Genomic DNA, 16878 nt, shown 5'->3' with positions numbered 1-16878 from the left:
CCCTCAAACACCACCGGCGCCAACTGCGCCCGCGCCGCATACAACGCCGCGGTATACCCAGCAGGACCCGAACCAATGATGATCACGTCATGCACAGCGTCGGCGGTCATGAACACCTTTCAAGCGATCGTCTCTGGAACTGTGTAAACGCCAGCGTAAGCACGGCTGTTCCCGGGTGTGTCGCACCACCCATGGCACCACACTAGGGCCGGGGGACCTGGGTGTTGGCCAGTAGCCCGGTATCGGCCGCGCTGCAGTTCGGGGAGACCGCAAACACCGCCAGAACGTGGGGGCTGTCACCGGGGATCACCAGAATGATGCCCGGGCGGGCGTTGATCTGGACCGGTCGCGCACCCAGGACCTGCGTGGATGCCGGATAGCCGAGGCCGGTGAGGCAAGAGGCGCGCCGCGCCGGGTCGCCGAGGGCGCCGTAATCGGGGCTGCGGTCGAGCAGGCCGAGGATGTCGCTTTGCGAAAGCGGGATCTCCATCGGCCGGGTCGACAGCGTGATGTGCTGGATGTCGCCGGGGGTGTCCGGTGCGGGTTCGGGTGCGTGTAGGAGCGCGATGGTGCCGAAGCCGATCGCGGCGAGTACCGCGCACAGGCCGGCAGCTGCGGCGGTGGTGCGGCCAGGGCGGATGCGTGGGCGGGCGGTGTGCGCGGGGGGCGCGGCCGATTCCCCGGACCCGGGACCCGCCGAGTGCAACGTCGCGGAAACCCGGCCGACCACCTCAGGGGGAGGGTCCGGCGCCGAATCGGGGTCGGCGCCGACGGCGGCGACGTCGCGGCGGACCCGGTTCAAGGCATCCAGCACGCCGGCGGCGTGCGGATCGGCGCGGATTTGCCGGCGGACGCGGGCGGCGGCCGCGTCGTCGAGGATTCCGGCTTGTAGGTCGGCGAGGAGTTCGACGGTCAGCGGTGGGTCCGATCCCGCATTGCGGTGATCCGCCGCATCGTCGTTCGCCACATCCATCGGACCCAGTGTCCGTCATGCACGCAGCGATGGCCACGCGTGGCCCGCTGCGGCGGTCTTCGGTCGGCTAGTTCAGCCCCTGGCCGGTGGCGGTGTCCGGCAGGGCGTGTGCGCCGGCGTTGAGGTAGCCCAGCAGTTCGGCGAGCCGCACCCGTCCGCGCGCACAGCGGCTCTTGACCGTGCCTTCGGCGACGCCGAGCAGCCGGGCGGTGTCGGCGACCGAATAGCCCTGCATGTCGACGGCCACCACCGCGGCCCGTTGCTCGACGGGAAGCCGCATCAGCGCGCGCTGCACGGCCATCGTGGTCTCGACCTGAGCCGTGCGATCGGCGACCGGATAGATGTCTTCGAGCGGGACGGTCGGATGCGCTTTGGTGCGGCGCAGCCGGTCCAGACACGCGTTGACGACGATGCGGTGCAGCCAGCTGCCGACGGCGGCGTCGTGCCGGAACGCGCCGGCGCCGCGGTGTGCCGAGAGCATGGCGTCCTGCAGCGCGTCCTCCGCGTCTTCCGGGGTGCGAGTCGTCAGCCGGGCGAGCCGGTGCAGGTGCCGCTGATGACGCCCGAACAACTCGCCGAATGCGTAACGGTCGCCGGCCACATGGGCTGCCAGCAGCTCGGCGTCACTGCGCTCACGCTTGGCGTTTCTTCCGAAGCCCACGGCCGGACAGTAACCAATTGCGTATGGCGCGGCACTTCACTCGGAAGGGTCGATGTGAGTGGCCGACAAGCGCCGCGGATTAGGACGCGGCCTGGACCGTGATCTCCGAAAATCCGGCCTGGCTCTTGCCGCTGGTGGATCCCAGCGTCGAGATCCACACCAGCACATTCGATGTCGGCGAGCCGGCCCGGACCGGGATCACGTTGTGGCCGGGCTTGAGCGTGAAGGCCGGGGCCAACACGGTCGTGTCGTTGAGGCTGGACGGCGACGACGAGGACGCGGCGCGGATCTCCACCTTGGTCCCGTTGCTGGGCGTGTCGATAGTGACCTGGCCGACCACGGTGGGGCTGGGCAGCTGCAGGATCAGCCCTTCGCCCTGCTTGAAGCTGGGGAACGGAACGGCGTCGGTGTAGACCTCGGTCGCCCAGGCCGTCGAGGGATCACCGTCGATGGCCTGCCCGGCCGTCCCGGCGTTGTCGGCGTCACCGTCGGGGGAGAAGACCGTCGCTTTGGTCGGTTTGACGACGCTGCCCGCGGCGGCGGGCGGGGCACTCGACGATGCCGACGCGGACGACGACGAGGGGCCGTTGAGGCCCAGCTCATCCTTGTTGAGGCCGCCACCGACATTGCCGAAGATCTTGCTCACGATCGACGCCAGCACCAGTAGGGCCACCACGATGACGGCGAGGCCGGCGCCGACCCCGATGAGCACGTTGCGCCGCCGCCGCGCAAGGGTCGCCTGCTCCTGGCCGGGTGAGATCAGGGCCGCCGACGGCGAGGGCGAATCGTCGATCGGGCCGAGCACCTCGGTGCGGTCGGCGACCGCGGTGGCCTGCTGGAGCAGGTTCAAAAGCGTTGAGGCGCTACGTATTCCGCCGTCCTCTTGGACCGCTCGGACGGCGACGGCGGAGATCTGGAAGGGGATGTCGCGGTCGACGGACATGGGCTCGACGGGGTTGCCGGCCGGGTCGCGTTCGGCCGCCGCGAGTCCGCTGCGCACCCCGCTTTCCAGCAGCGGCCACCGATTGACCAGCAGGGCGTAGAGCGCCGCGCCGATGCCGCGGATGTCGTCCTGCGGGTTGGCCTCGGGCATGGTCGCGGGGTAGGCCAGCACGACGTCGCCTTCGATGCTGACTCGCACCCGGCTGGGGTGGTCGATCGACAGCGCGACACCGGCGCGGTGTGCCGCGTCGGCGGCGGCGGCCAGCGACTGCATGGCTCGGACGGCGCCCACCGGTGAGGGCGCGGTGTCGGCCACCTCCTGCAGCGAACCGCCCCGAATCCACTCGGAGACCACCAGGCCGCCCGAGCCGGTGTGCACCACGTCGAGAACCCGGGCGATGCCGGGTTTGTCGATGCGGCTGAGCCGTAGGGTGCGCGACAGGATCTCCTGGAGGACCTCGTCGGGCAGGGCGCCGTCCGGGTCGACGAACGTCAGCGCCACTTGCCGATCCAGGGCGGTATCCAGCGCCTGCCAGAATTGCAGCGGCGGGGCGCCGCCGTGGAACACCAGCAGCCGATACCGCCCGCCGGCGATCCGGGCACCGGGGACCAAGTGCACGTCGTCTCCCGCGGTGTCCGCCGAACGCTCGCGCGGCGGTTCGAACGGCGTCGGTGCGCGTCGGGCGTCGCCGCGGATATCGCCGTTGGCGTGTTCGGCGGGGCGCGGGGCGGACCGGGGCGGCTCCTCGGCCGGGATGTCCGGCTGGAAGTCGTCGGCGAGCGGCCGTGGCGTGCCGGAACTCGCGCCAGATCCAGCGCTGGGGGCTGCGCTTTCCATCGGGCGGTCGGTCACCTCCGGTCCTTTCGCTTGCCGGGCTCGGTTCGCCCGCTCCGGAGGCCTGCGCCGGATCGGCTCCTGGACCGCATTTACCCCAGGCGGGGATGAATTCCTCTGCTCAGGGTACGTGACGGGGCGCCGGTGAGACGATCGATCCTTCGCACTGGGATTGCGCGGGCGTGGTCCGCGGCCGGTGATGCGGTACCGCAGGGCATCCAGCGCTGCCCGCGCCTCGGGCACCTGCGCGCGCAGCATGACTGCGGCGGTGATCGGCAGCATGATGAGCCCCAGCACGAACAGGCGAAGCAGGGAACCGGCACCGCCGTGGGCGGTGAGCTGATCCAGTCCGAGCAGCCGGTCGACCACGTGGGCGATCAATCCGGCCAGCATGGACGCGGTGAGCGTCACCAGGATCGTGCGGACTTCGCCGGCACCGATCAGGTGGCCCCCGGCGGGTAGCAGGGCGCGGCGCAGCAGCACGTAGCCGATAACCGCGCCGGCCAGAAAGCCGACGCCGTTGGCCAGCCCCAGAAAACCGGCCACCAGCTTGGGGTCGTGGGTGACGTGCGGCGCCAGCACCGAGCCCAGGATCTTGACGGCCGTGATGACGAGGATGATGACGATCGGCGTCCACGGCTGTTCGCGGGCGTAGAAGACCCGCAGCTGCAGTAGCACCAGCCCGTACGGGATCAGCGTGAAGGCCGAGAGGGTGATCGCGGCACCCAGGTAGCCGGCGTCGACGTCCCCGAAGTGGCCGTAGGCGAACAGGGCGCTGCCCATTGCGGGACCGCCGACGGTCATGAACGCCACGATTGGGATCAGCGTGATCAGCGTCAGCCGGGTGGCCAGGGACAGGTCGCCGAGCACGGCCTTGGTGTCGTCGGCGGCGGCGTTGCGGCTCAGCCGCGGCATCACCACGGTCAGCACCGTCACGCCGATCATGCCGAACGGCAGCATCAGCACCAGCCAGGTGTAGTTGTAGATCGCGGGACCCGACGCCGCCGCGGTGCTGGCGATCTGGTTGCCCACGACCAGGCCGAGCTGGCTGATCAGCACGTAGAGCACCATCGCGGCGGCCATGGTGCCGAAGCGCTTGAGGCGCTGGTCGATTCCCCACAGCGGGCGCAGGTCGACACGCTGGCGGCGCAGTGCCACCAGCAGCAGCCCGGTTTGGGCGAACACGCCCAGGGTGGTGCCCACGGCGAGCACCAGCAGCTTGGCGTTGCCCATGCGGACGGGGTCGACGGACAGTTCACCGGGAACCAGCACGTAGATCGCCAGGATGATCAGCGCGACGACGTTGTTGACGACCGGTGCCCACGCCGTGGGACCGAACACGTTGCGGGTGTTCAGGATCGCCATGAACACGGAGGTCAGGCCGTAGGCGAGGACCTGGGGCAGTAGCAGGTAGGCGAACGCGATGGTCAGCGGTTCGTTGACCTGCGGCGCGCGGCCCAGCATCAGCCGCACCAGCAGCGGGGCGGCCACCACCGACAGTGCGGTGGCGACGATCAGCAGCGCCGTCGTCAGCGTGACCAGGCGCCGCACGAAGGCCGCGCCGCCGTCGGGGTCGCTCTGCTCGGCGCGCGCCAGCACCGGCACGAAGATCGCGGTGAAGGTCGCCTCCAGCACGAGGGCGGCCACCAGGTTGGGCAGCTGATTGGCCACCGAGAATGCGCTGGACAGCGCGGCACCCAGGATCGCGGCCAGCAGCACCACGCGGGCGAAGCCGGTGAGCCGGCTGATCAACGTGGCGAACGCCATCGCCCACGACCGCGAGACCAGCGCGGAGTCCGACAGCTCGGGCCGGCGCCGGTCGATCTCGGCGGCGACTGGCGGCAGCGGGCCGGTCGGCGGTGAGCCCGACACCCGGGAAGGCCGGGCCGGCTCGGGCAGGCGGTGTTGGGGCTGCGCCTGCCGGTAGGCGGGGGTCATACTCGGTGCTCTTCTTCGACGTGCTCCTGATCCACCCCGTGGTCGGGGTCGTCGCGCGCCTCGCCTGCGGCGGCGTGCCGGGCGTCGGGTGGATCGGGGCGGTCCAGGTCGGCGCGGTCGGGTTGGCCACGGAAGCGGTGCCACAGCCGCCGGCCGGCCAGCAGAACCAGCACCGCCGCCGCGGACAGCGTGATGGCGAACAGGACCTTGCCGTAGGCGTTGGAATGCACCGACAACCGGACCGGCTCGCCCAGCCGCAGACCGTCCGGGGTCCGCAGGGTCGCGTCGACGGCGACGCGTTGGGTGAAGTTCACTTCGACGGGAATGCGCAGCGGGAGGTAACCGGGGGGCAGTTCGATTTGACCGATGTCGGTGACGTTCATGCCCGGCGGCGCGTCGACGTGCAGCCGCACGCGGATCGGAACGGCCAGGCCGTTGTGCAGCGCCAGCGGCAGCGGGCTGTGCTCGGTGGCCAGGGTGTAGGAGCCGCCGGGGTTGACGATCGTCACCGCGCCGAACAAATCGTTGATGGTCTTGCCGACCACCGCCAGGCGTTGCTGAGCCAATCCGTTTCGGGTGTCGGGCGGTTCGGACTGGCTCAGCGCGCGCAGCATGTCCTCGCGCAGCGGCGCGGTGTACTGGACGCCGGTCAGCCCGGTGCGGTCGTCTGTCATCAGCGAAGACGTCAGTCCCCACAACCGGCCGACCTGGCTGGCGATGCCGGCGGTGACGTCGTCGCCGAACTGGCCGCGGGGAGAGTTGTCGGTGCCGGCCTGTTGCGTGGATTGGTCGCGCGACTGGGCCGCCTGGTTCGCCTCGGCGATCACCGCCGGCAGCGGGCGCGGCACCGCCAGGCCGGACCGGATGGTGGTGGTCAGGGCGGTCAAGATGACCTGGGCGTCGTCGGCCTGCAGGTTCCACGTCGTCGGCGGCACCAGGATCTGGGTGCGCGGGTCGTCACGCCGGAGGGCGTGCCAGAAGATCGAGCCCAAGGCGTCCTGGCGGCGTGCGGTCACCGAATCGTGGCCGAGCCGGACGGTCAGTGACGAGTCCAGGTATGTCGGCGCCTCGGGGGAGGTGCCGGCGCCGGCCAGGGCGGCGCCGACTGCGGGGTCGAACGGCGCGACCGCGACCTGCGGGGTCAACCGCCGCGGCGCTGTGTCGACGCCCGTCGCGGCGGAGTCCTGTGCCTCGGTGGCCGACAGGTCGGCGGCGGCGATCGCGACGGTGGTGTCGTTGCCGCTGAGCAGCTTGACCGCACGGTCGGTCAGGGGGCCGTCGGGTACCAGCGTGGCGCCGCGGGTGGAGGCGACGTCCAGGATTTTGTCGATGATGCCGTTGGCGCTCGTGGTGGCGATGGCGCTGAGGCCGGGATCGTTGATGCGCTGCACGGCGTCCAGATCGGCCTGCGCGTAGGGGAGCGGAGCCACGCAGGTCCGGTGCGCCAGCGCGCGCAGGCGGTTCAGCCATTCGGTCGCGGTGGCCTGCCCGGCGCCGGGATGGGTCGGGGTGCCGGGCAGCTGACCGGGTCCGTCGGGGGAGTTGGATACGACGTAGCCGGCGGTCATCGCGTTGACGGTGACCAGCAGGTCCGGGTCGATCGCCAGGCACAACGCGCGGCCGACGGCGCCGTCGGGGTCGACGTCGTGACTGGTGGCGACTTCGGCGGAGGCCAGCAGGATGTCGAGCCGGCCGCCGCTGGCCAACGAGGTGGCCAGGTCGTCGTCGACCAACCGCACCGGGATGGTTCCGCCCGGCACGCCGGGGGCCAGCCTGGGCCGGTCGGCCAGCGGCCACAGCATGGTCATCGCGACGGGTTTGGAGGTGTCGGGCGCGACGGCCGAGCCGATGTCGTCGGCGCGATCGGGTGGCACCCCGACCACGGGAAGCAGGAAGCGCGCGTTGTCCAGCCGCGCGGGTGCGCCGTAGTCGGGTGTGCCGTTGACGTTGACCAGGATCGGGTAGATGCCGGGCTTTTCCACGCCCAGCGACGGCTTGCTCAGCGCCCGCAGCGGGGCCGACAGGGTGAAGCCGACTTCTTGCCCGCGCTGCAGTTCGGGCGCCACGGTGAGGAAGTCGGCGGCGGCCTGGTAGCCGTCGGTGTCGCCGTCGAGGGTGGTGCGCAGGCCCGCGGAGGCGGTGACGGCGCCGGCGTGCTCGAGCCGGACCATGACGTCGCGGACCGGTCGGTCGCCGATGTTGGTCACCATGCCGCTGACGGTCACGACGGGTGGACTGGTCGTGGTGACCACGTCCGGGGTGACTTGATCGATGCGGACGCGGACGAACGGCGTCACCCCGGGCTCGCCCGCCGCCGCGCGCGGCATCACCGGGCCGGTGAGCGCCGCGAGTCCGGCCACGATGGCGAGCACGGCGGCGACGCGCGCCAGGCCGGCCCAACGCAGATGTAGAGCGGTCACGGCCCCGGTCCGTGGCCGTTCTTCCGGCCGGCGGCCGGGTGGTCCGCATGCCGGGTCCGCGAATGTGTCTGCGGGCGGCGCCGCGGCGCGCTGGGCGGCAGCGGTGGAAGCGAGGCCGGGCCGTCGCTTCGCAACTTGTCGATCAGCTCGTCGGCCACCTTGGCCAGGCGGCGTTCGTCGGCGTAGGCGAGCCGGGACGGCAGTTCACCCATGGGCACCCAGGCGACCTCGGCGACTTCGAGATCCTCGTCGGACAGCTCGCCGCCGGAGAAGCGCATTAAGTAGTGGTGCACGGTCTTGTGCACGCGGCGGCCGTCGGTGACGAACCAGTAGTCGATGCGGCCCAGCGCGGCCAGCACACTGCCCCGGATGCCGGTCTCTTCGGCGACCTCTCTGATTGCGGTCTGCTCGGCGGTCTCACCTTGTTCGATGTGCCCCTTGGGCAGCGACCACAGCATTCGTCCGCGCCGGTCGATGCGCCCGATCAGGGCGGCGACCTGTGATTCCCGCGGGCCGTCGAGACCGTCGATGACCAAACCCCCGGCGGAGGTTTCGTGGACGGTGCGCAGCTGGTCCGGTCCGCGGCGAGACGCCCTTGAGCGGCGCGACTTGGTGGCCGTCGAGTCGCCGGTCGCTTGACCGGTGGTTTGATTCTCGGACGAATTCGCGGCACCACGGCCCCGGCGCCGCCCCCGGCGCCGACGTGGTTTGCCTTGTTCGCCGTCCGACACCCAAGCGATAGTAGCTGGCACGGCATATTCTCCCGGAGATACTCGCCGCGCGGTGAGCGCGCGAGCTCACGGCGGAATGTGTCTCGTCAGAGCGGGCCTATCGCGTGCGCGATCGCCCATACCGCGCCGAAGACAAGCAGTGAGAGTGGTCCGGACAGACTGCCGAACAGCATTCCGCGCCCGATCTGGCCCATCGTTCCTGGGGCCTGCATAACCAGAGCTGCGATTGCCATGTAGATCAGGACAACGGGAAGCACAAAAACGATCGAGTAAGGCATGAAGAGCCAAGTGGTGAACTCGACGACGAAAACATGTAGCACCGCTACCCCGAAACTGACTGGGCCATAGCGTGATTTCGATGCCGGAATTAGCGATTCATCGGCCATCACAGGACCTTTCAGCGCAGAACCTCGTAGGCAAACACAGCTCCACCGATGAGGAGGACAGCGGAACAGCTCGCGACGCTGAGCGAAAGGCCACGGCGGCGTGACGATTGCGCGGTGCGAAGCACGGCGCTGATCAACAAGCCCTCGACCGTCGTTACCAACAGCGCGGCGCTCAGCCAGGGGCGCTCGCCCGCGGAGGCGCTGTGCGTGCCGAATGGCCACTTGCCCAGTAACCATGCGTTGACGATCAATAACGCCAAGAGGCCTTGGATGACGAAGGGCGCCGACAGCGTCGCCGTGCGCCAGGCGCGTGCATCGAGAGACTTCGATCGGACAGACGACGGCATGGCGTGATTCCTGACTGGAAGGAGCGACCGATTCTCGCGCGAGGTTACTGACGCTCAGCGCCCGGTCAATTCACCTTTGGTGACGTGCGAGGCTCCTCACACGGGCTTTTCGTCCCCACCCGACTAGGCTGATCGAACGTGCCAGACGCCGCCCAGGATGCCGACCTGCTGACCGCCGCAGCGGTCGCCCTGAATCGGCACGCGCCCATGCTGGCCGAGCTCGGCTCCGCGTTCGACGCCGCGGGCCACGAGCTCTATCTCGTCGGAGGTTCGGTGCGGGATGCCTTGCTGGGCAGGTTGAGCCCCGACCTGGATTTCGCCGCCGACGCCCGTCCCGAGCAGGTGCAGCAGATCCTGCGCCGGTGGGCCGACAACCTGTGGGACACGGGGATCGAGTTCGGCACCGTCGGCGTCGGCAAGGGCGAGCACCGGCTGGAGATCACCACGTTTCGCGCGGACACCTACGATCAGGTGTCCCGGAATCCCGAGGTGCGCTTCGGCGATCGCCTCGAAGACGATCTGGTGCGCCGCGACTTCACGGCCAACGCGATGGCCGTCCGCATCACGCCGGACGGGCCCGGCGAATTCCTGGATCCGCTGGGGGGTTTGGCGGCGCTGCGCGATCGCGTGCTGGATACCCCCGCCGCGCCGGAGGTGTCCTTCGGCGACGACCCGTTGCGGATGCTGCGCGCGGCGCGGTTCGTCTCGCAGCTCGGCTTCGGCGTTGCGCCGCGGGTCCGCGAGGCGATCGAACAGATGGCCCCGCAGTTGTCTCGGATCAGCGCCGAACGGGTGGCCGCCGAGCTGGACAAGCTGGTGCTCGGCGCGGACCCGACGGCCGGTGTCGACCTGATGGTGCAAACCGGCATGGGTGAGGTGGTGCTGCCCGAGGTGGGCGGCATGCAGATGGCCATCGACGAACACCACCAACACAAGGACGTCTACCAACACTCGCTGACGGTGCTGCGTCAGGCGATCGCCCTGGAAGATGACGGCCCGGACCTAGTGCTGCGGTGGGCGGCGCTGCTGCACGATATCGGCAAGCCCGCCACTCGGCGCCACGAGCCCAACGGCGGCGTGAGCTTTCACCATCACGAGGTCGTCGGCGCCAAGATGGTCCGAAAACGGTTGCGGGCGTTGAAGTATTCCAAGCAGATGGTCGAGGACATCTCGCAGCTGGTGTATCTGCATCTGCGGTTCCACGGCTACGGCGACGGCAAGTGGACCGATTCCGCGGTGCGCCGCTACGTCACCGATGCCGGTCCGCTGCTGCCGCGGTTGCACAAATTGGTGCGAGCCGACTGCACGACGCGCAACAAGCGTCGGGCCGCGCGGTTGCAGGCCAGCTATGACCGGCTCGAGACGCGGATCGCCGAGCTGGCCGCTCAGGAGGATCTGGCGCGGGTGCGTCCCGATTTGGACGGCAACCAGATCATGGAGCTGCTCGGCATCCCGGCCGGTCCTCAGGTCGGCGAGGCCTGGCGGTTTCTGAAGGAACTCCGACTCGAGCGCGGACCGTTGGACAACGAGGAGGCGACCGCAGAGTTGTTGGCGTGGTGGAACTCTCGGGGGAACGAGTAGCGGCAGCCACGCGTCGGAATACGCATGGACTACTGTCTCGCTGGCGATAACGGCGCCGCCTTCTGGCACGGGCAACCCGACCTCGACCTGGATCACGACGGTCGTTTCGAATCGATCGGGCTTGATTTCGACCACGACGGATTACGCGACGACGCACTCGCCGATCTCGACGGCGACGGCATCGTCGATCACGCGGTGTTGGATCTCGACAACGACGGCACCCCCGAGGCCTACTTCACCGACGACGGCTCCGGGACGTGGGCGGTGGCGATGGACCGCGGGGGCCAGCTGCGCTGGTTCGGCCTCGACGGCGTCGAACACACCGGCGGCCCGCTGGTCGATTTCGACGGCCAGGGCCGCGCCGATGCCCGCCTCGTCGACACCGATGGTGACGGGCTGGCCGACCGGGTGCTGCGCTCTGACGACAGCGGCGTGACCGGTTACGTCGACACCGACGGCGATGGCAAATGGAATGTGCGGCTGACCGATTCGGACGGCGACGGTCTGGCCGACGGCGCCAACTCGCTCTGAGGCTGGTGCCGACTTAGCGACGCCGATGTTACTGCGGCACTTGAGCATTGCGTCCCTCGTCGCCCAAGCCGGCGGTGACCCATGGTCGACCAACGCCAGCATGCACGCCGGTCGCCCCGCGCAGATTTCATACCTGGCGCGAGCTTTTCGCGACGCCGGAGTGAGCACGGCGGAGGCGGCCGCCGCCTTCGAGGCTGCCCGGCGCCGGTTCGAGGCGGCCTGGGATCACCAAAACGCGGATCATTCGATCAACGATGCCGCCGAGGTGCAGCGGGTGACCCGGTCGCTGGGCCTGCAGGCCGGGCAATTGCCGCGGATCGCCGTCGATTTGGAGAACGTCGCCGCGGCGCTGGCCGAAGCCCAGCGGGCCTGCACGAGATACCTGGACGCGCTGGAATACGACCTCGAAGACATCGACGACGAGATGTGCGATGCGTTGGCGGACGGCGATACCTGTGGTGCCGACGATCTGCGCACCGACGCCGTCAGCGAGGTTGCGGCGATCGTAATGCAGCTGCGTCGGATTCGCGACGGGTACTCGGAGGTGCTGAGGGCCGCGCTAGGGAGCTTGCGGACAGACGGTGTAGACCCGGCGGAAATTCAGGGCGTCGACGAGCTGGCCATTCCGCCGCCGGACAGCAGTCCGGAATGCGTCAAGCGGTGGTGGGATGCGCTGAGCGCGAATCAAAAGGAGCTACTTGTCGATCAAGGCACGCACGAGTTGGGCAACCTCAACGGGATTCCGGCGGAGGTGCGTGATGCGGTGAACCAGGCCGCGATGAACGAAGATATGCGCAGGGTGGAAGACGCCGCCCGCCGGAGCGGACTGGACCCAAAGACGTTGCGCGACAGCGCGCTGCGCAACCGGGACGCCGATATGTTCACCAGGCCCGAGGACTACGGGCTGCGCGTCACCGACGTCACCCGCTACCAGAACGCGGTCAAGACCAATGAGTTCCTCGAGCGCGACAAAAGCTCCGATGCCCCCCGCGGTCTGCCGATCATGCTGTGGGCGTATGACCCGCTGGCGTTCAGCGGCAAGGGCAGGGCCGCGATCGCGATCGGCAACCCGGACAAATCCCGCAATACGGCCGTCGTGGTCCCCGGCACCAACAGCAGCGTGCGGGGAGGGTGGATGTCGGACGGCACCGACGACGCCATCAATCTCTACGAACAGGCTGCCCGAGCCGACCCCCAGCGATCCACCGCGGTGCTGGCCTGGATGGGTTATGACGCACCCGAATTCGGCCAGCCGCATTGGCAACAGGCCATCACCGACCCCGCCGAATTGGAACAGGTCGGCACACCGTGGCGGGCGAGGCAAGCGGGTGGGCTGCTGGCCGCCGATGTCAACGGCCTCGCAGCGACACATGACGGACCGACTCCAGCACACGTCACCGTCCTCGGACATTCCTACGGCTCCACGACCGTGGCCGACGCGTTCGCCCACAGCGGCATGCGCGCCAACGACGCCGTGTTAACCGGTTGCCCGGGAACCGATTTGGCGCACGGTGCCGCGGATTTTCGTCTCAATGGCGGCAGGTTGTATGTGGGGGCGGCGTCGACCGATGCGATCAGCTGGATCGGTGAGACGGGCAGTGGTCTTCCGAGCGGACTCAACGAGACGCTCGGCGGCCCGGTGGGGCCGGTGGCCGGGCTGGGCGGCGACCCGGCGCATGCGGGTTTCGGGGCGGTGCGGTTTCGTGCCGAAGTCGCGGGCTCACACAGCGTCATGCCGTGGTTCACCGACCACTCGCACTACTACGACGTGGGCAGCGAGTCGCTACACAACATCACCGCGATCGTCACCGGGCACGGCGATGGTTTGGCCGGGGAAGGCATGCTCGCGTCCGAGCGGGCCTCGGCGCGGATAGCCGTTCCTCTCCAGGTGCACACGCCGTTGGGCACGGTGTCGTTACCGCATATCGGCGTCCAGCTACCGCTCACCGTCGACCCGGAATGGGATCGGCCGGCGCGCTCGGTCACCAATGGCCACGCGTTCTAGCGGTCGCGGTGTCGGAGGCGGTGAATTGACCACTTGGGAATCGGCATTTAGCCTGCTCACAGGTGTTATGACCCGGAAGGAGTGCCGATGTTCGTCGATACGGATCTTTTGCACTCGGGAGGCAATCAGTCGCACCGCGCCGGCGGGCACGCTCAAGACGGCGCGGATCAATTGGCGGGCGGAACCGTCGAAGCAGGAATGTTCGGTGACTTCGCCGCGGCCGACGCGTTTCACAGTGCAGTCTCGGCCGCACACGGCCAGCACGTGAAAACCCTGCAGGGTCACAGTGAGACGCTCACGGGTGTCGGCACGAAGGCGCACCACGCGGCCAACGGGTTCACCAACATGGACAAGGCCAACGCCGCCGACATGAAGGCTCTCCGCCCGAGCGCTGGCCCCTCAACACAAAACGTCTGAGGAACGGGCGTGACGGAGGAGCCGCCCTCACATCCGGGTGTAGCGCCGCATGGTCCGCCGGTAGGGCAGTGGGCGCAGGGTCATTCCGCGCCGCAGACGCGGCGCTCACGCATGTGGCCGGCGATCGCGATCGGTGCGATGGTTTTGGCTCTGGTCTCGACGGTCGTGGCCGTTGTTGCGTTGGTTGCGGCGACGTCGCGGTCATCGGGTTCGAGCGCAACAACTACGTCGGCCACTACCTATAGCGCCGCCGAAGTGTCTGCGGCGCATCAGAAGTTGTGCAACGCATACAAGCTCGCTGCGCGTTCGGTCGACATCGACACCAATACCGACAACAGAGCACTGGCGGACACCGTCAGTACTAATGCGTCAGTCCTGCTGGAGCAGGCGGTAAGCGCCGCTCCCGCGCTGACTCCGAGCGACCGAAGTGCCGCACTTACCTTGGCAGCGGCATACACCAAGGCCACGGCTATGGGAAGCGCGCTGCAGCGTGACGATCCCGCTTTCCGCGCGCAGGTGGACGATGTGAATGCAAGGACACCGCAATGAAAAAGGTATGCGGTCTTGGGTGACTTCCCGTCCGCACGGCCGTGGTGATTGCTCGCTGCCCCGTTAGCTGGTCAACTATTGAAGCGAAGTTTCCGAGAGCAAGTCGGAAGCGATTGGACTAAAAGGAGGACGCATGGTGGGGGATCTGCCTCCGGCTCCGGGGGAGGGGCCGACCACCGGCCCTCCGCCAGGCCCAACGCAATGGGCGCCTGCGCTTCCCTTTCAGCCGCCAACACGTCCACGGACGTGGCCGGCGATCGCATTGGCCGCGATTGGCGTGCTGCTTGGCGTCGCTGCTCTGGTAGTCGCGCTGACCCGACCGACGAGCAATCAATCAGCGGCCTCCTCGACCACGTCGACGACACCTTCGTTTACCGCGGACCAGATTGCGGCCGCACATCAGAAATTGTGCGAGGCATACAAGCTGGTCGCACGGGAAGTGCAAATCGACACAAACGGCGACAATCGCGCATTGGCTGGCGTTGCAAGTGTAAATGGGGCGCTAATGCTGGAACAGGCAATAAACGCGAATCCAGCGATCTCACCAGGTGATCGTACTGCCGCCCTGACTCTGGCGGCCGCATACACCAAAGCCATCGCAATCGGGAGCACGTTGCAGCGTGACGATCCCGACTTTCGGGCGGAAGTCGATGATGTCAATGCCAAAGATGCCGCGATGAAAAAGGTATGTAGCGGCGGCTAACAGGGCGTGCCCGGACTTTGAGACGGTTGCGGTGAAGAAGGACGTCGGAAAACTACCAGCCTCCGGGAGTGAGCCTGATGGTGCGAGCTGGTTGGTGAGCCGTGGCGCTGTGCCGAAATGCATGGCAGGTGAAAACCTGCAGCGTCGTTACGCCCATCGAACAGTTGCTTGGCATTGCCCAACGAGGTGAAAGCAAAGCCATTGACTACCTTAGACCCACTATTTGGCCCGAGCTGTTTCAGAGTTCGCCGAGTCGCCCAACGAAGCTTGATCCAGCAGGCAGAAACCGTTGTGTCGCGCGAGCGGCTCGCAAGTGACCAACTTTAGGAATCGAGTTTTGTACTTGTGAGCCGCGCTGCAAGCAGTGAGAATGCCACAGAGATGGATGAGGGCTGCCACCCCGACGTGCGATCGACGCGCGTCGACCAGCCAGTTCGGTCAAGGTCTTGTTCGACGGGTGAGCCCGGTACGCGGTGAATTGATCGCCGCACGGTTGCCTGCTCCACTATTGATGTCGTCTGATCCATGATTGGAGGACGGGCGAGGCACTGGAATATTTTTCGAGGCTGATACACGCGCATGCGGAACGTGAGGAGGAGCCGACGGTGGAAGACTGTCGTTCCGTCTTTGGCGAATGGCCATCTTTTCAGCCGCGTGTGGGAACTTGGCCGCCGCCGTATGTTGCGCGGCCAGCCTCGCGTTCGCGCGCACAGTCAGTGATCGCCGTAGCCCCCACCCGGGGAGTAGCCCTCGCTGCCTTCGTTATGGCACTGATGCGGCCGCCTGCGCAGGGACGAACCAAGGCGGTTACAGCGCCCACTCACCCGCCCACTGAGGCCTCAGCGGCCGCAGGGCAGTGCAAGCTTGTCGCGCGTGCGGTGAACGGCGATAAGGGTAGGCGTGCTCGGGCATCAACCCGCACCGCGACGACAAGTGCCGGCGCCATCATGCGTGACAATGCCGAAAAGAATGCGTCACTGGAGACTGAGCCCCGCAATGCCGCACGAGCATCAGCGGTGGCACACGAAACGCTTACCGCGTTGGGTAGCAATACGTTCGCTAGGGACGCGAGCTATCATGCCGCCCCGAAAAGCGCTGCAATGATGAAGGTATGCAGTGGGGGTTGATCTTCCGCCCGGTACATGGACAGCGGCGCTGATCGGCGTATGGTGGCCAGGGCCGTCGACAGCTTTGCGCGCTGGCGCCCAGCATTGGAACGAAGCATGTGTGGAGCAGCAGCTTTATTCGCAGATGCTTCGCACTCAGTGGACGGCGTTTGCGGCACACAACCAAGGGCACACGGCAGACGACCTTGTCGACCGGTTTCAGAAGGGCGAGAAGTTCCACCTCGATCTCGCTGAGAAGTATCAAACAAAGGCTTCGGCGTTCAATTCGGCTGCAGACGCGAACGATTATCTGCGGAGCAGATTGACGGACATAGCGAATACGGGCAACAAAGAGATCAACGAAATTCTCGCATCGAAAAAGCCGCCGCCGGAACAACTAGCCGAGATCCAAGCTGTACAGGCGCGCTGCAACGCCGACGCTGCGAACGCAAGTCGCGACGCAGTCGACAAAATGATGGCTGCGGCACAAAAAATTCTTGATGCTGAAGGCCTCGGTGGTGACGCCCGAACGTGGGCGCGCGCCAACGGCTTCGATGTAGGGGACCCTTCTCCGCCCACCGCGATCAGTGAACATGACCTCGGACCACGGCCTGCCGCACCTGCTGGGCCAGGCGCTGTTGGCGGTCAGGGTGGTTCGGGGGGCGGTGGTGCGGCGGCGCCGGCGGGTGATGCTGTACCCCCCCCCCCCCCCCCCCGGCCCCGGGGCCGGCCGACCGCGGCCGCCCCCGCGAC

14 protein-coding genes and 1 pseudogene are annotated in these 16878 nt (G+C 67.9%); 7 read left to right on the top strand and 8 right to left on the bottom strand.

Annotated elements, in window-relative coordinates; translation table 11 throughout:
* The 8 genes from A5622_RS29010 to A5622_RS08000 form a co-directional block, all read right to left on the bottom strand.
* The coding region (locus A5622_RS29010) for an FAD-dependent oxidoreductase (protein WP_156752882.1) at positions 1-110 on the bottom strand (110 nt) is incomplete at its 3' end.
* A gap of 92 nt (positions 111-202) precedes the next feature.
* Positions 203-973, bottom strand: a complete 771-nt coding sequence (locus tag A5622_RS08030) for a hypothetical protein (protein WP_066877779.1) — start codon at positions 971-973, stop codon at positions 203-205.
* A gap of 67 nt (positions 974-1040) precedes the next feature.
* Positions 1041-1634, bottom strand: a complete 594-nt coding sequence (sigM, locus tag A5622_RS08025; RefSeq protein ID WP_066877777.1) for an RNA polymerase sigma factor SigM — start codon at positions 1632-1634, stop codon at positions 1041-1043.
* 79 nt (positions 1635-1713) lie between these two features.
* Positions 1714-5349, bottom strand: a complete 3636-nt coding sequence (locus A5622_RS08020; protein WP_082994547.1) for a murein biosynthesis integral membrane protein MurJ — start codon at positions 5347-5349, stop codon at positions 1714-1716.
* Positions 5346-7769: a hypothetical protein gene (locus A5622_RS08015; protein WP_066877775.1), complete on the bottom strand. Its 2424-nt coding sequence runs from the start codon at positions 7767-7769 to the stop codon at positions 5346-5348. Before A5622_RS08015 ends, A5622_RS08020 begins: the two co-directional genes overlap by 4 nt.
* Complete coding sequence (locus A5622_RS08010) at positions 7766-8500, bottom strand: NUDIX hydrolase (protein WP_066861891.1); 735 nt, start codon at positions 8498-8500, stop codon at positions 7766-7768. Before A5622_RS08010 ends, A5622_RS08015 begins: the two co-directional genes overlap by 4 nt.
* 86 nt (positions 8501-8586) lie before the next feature.
* Positions 8587-8886, bottom strand: a complete 300-nt coding sequence (locus A5622_RS08005; RefSeq protein WP_066877772.1) for a hypothetical protein — start codon at positions 8884-8886, stop codon at positions 8587-8589.
* Positions 8887-8897: 11 nt separating this feature from the next.
* Positions 8898-9233 carry a hypothetical protein gene (locus tag A5622_RS08000; protein ID WP_232002902.1) on the bottom strand — a complete coding sequence of 112 codons (336 nt, stop codon included), beginning with the start codon at positions 9231-9233 and terminating at the stop codon, positions 8898-8900.
* A gap of 138 nt (positions 9234-9371) precedes the next feature.
* Between A5622_RS08000 and A5622_RS07995 the strand changes: the two genes are divergently transcribed.
* From A5622_RS07995 to A5622_RS30060, 7 genes and pseudogenes are all read left to right on the top strand, one after another.
* Positions 9372-10814, top strand: coding sequence for a CCA tRNA nucleotidyltransferase (locus A5622_RS07995; RefSeq protein ID WP_066877770.1), 1443 nt, complete (start codon positions 9372-9374; stop codon positions 10812-10814).
* A 24-nt stretch (positions 10815-10838) separates the two neighbouring features.
* Positions 10839-11345, top strand: coding sequence for a pullulanase (locus tag A5622_RS07990; protein WP_066877766.1), 507 nt, complete (start codon positions 10839-10841; stop codon positions 11343-11345).
* A gap of 25 nt (positions 11346-11370) precedes the next feature.
* On the top strand, positions 11371-13350 hold the full coding sequence (locus A5622_RS07985; protein WP_066877762.1) for an alpha/beta hydrolase: 1980 nt from the start codon (positions 11371-11373) through the stop codon (positions 13348-13350).
* Between the two features lie 87 nt (positions 13351-13437).
* Positions 13438-13767, top strand: coding sequence for a DUF2563 family protein (locus A5622_RS07980; protein ID WP_066877760.1), 330 nt, complete (start codon positions 13438-13440; stop codon positions 13765-13767).
* 111 nt (positions 13768-13878) lie between these two features.
* Complete coding sequence (locus tag A5622_RS29005) at positions 13879-14316, top strand: hypothetical protein (RefSeq protein ID WP_156752881.1); 438 nt, start codon at positions 13879-13881, stop codon at positions 14314-14316.
* A gap of 262 nt (positions 14317-14578) precedes the next feature.
* Positions 14579-15019 carry a hypothetical protein gene (locus A5622_RS27975; RefSeq protein WP_232002901.1) on the top strand — a complete coding sequence of 147 codons (441 nt, stop codon included), beginning with the start codon at positions 14579-14581 and terminating at the stop codon, positions 15017-15019.
* A gap of 1227 nt (positions 15020-16246) precedes the next feature.
* Positions 16247-16878 (top strand): annotated as a pseudogene (locus tag A5622_RS30060) (hypothetical protein); the annotation flags it as partial.

The organism is Mycobacterium sp. 1245801.1, assembly GCF_001673055.1.
Taxonomy (GTDB): domain Bacteria; phylum Actinomycetota; class Actinomycetes; order Mycobacteriales; family Mycobacteriaceae; genus Mycobacterium; species Mycobacterium europaeum_A.
The sequence above is the reverse complement of the archived record's forward strand: the minus strand, read 5'-3'. Positions and strand labels throughout refer to the sequence as shown.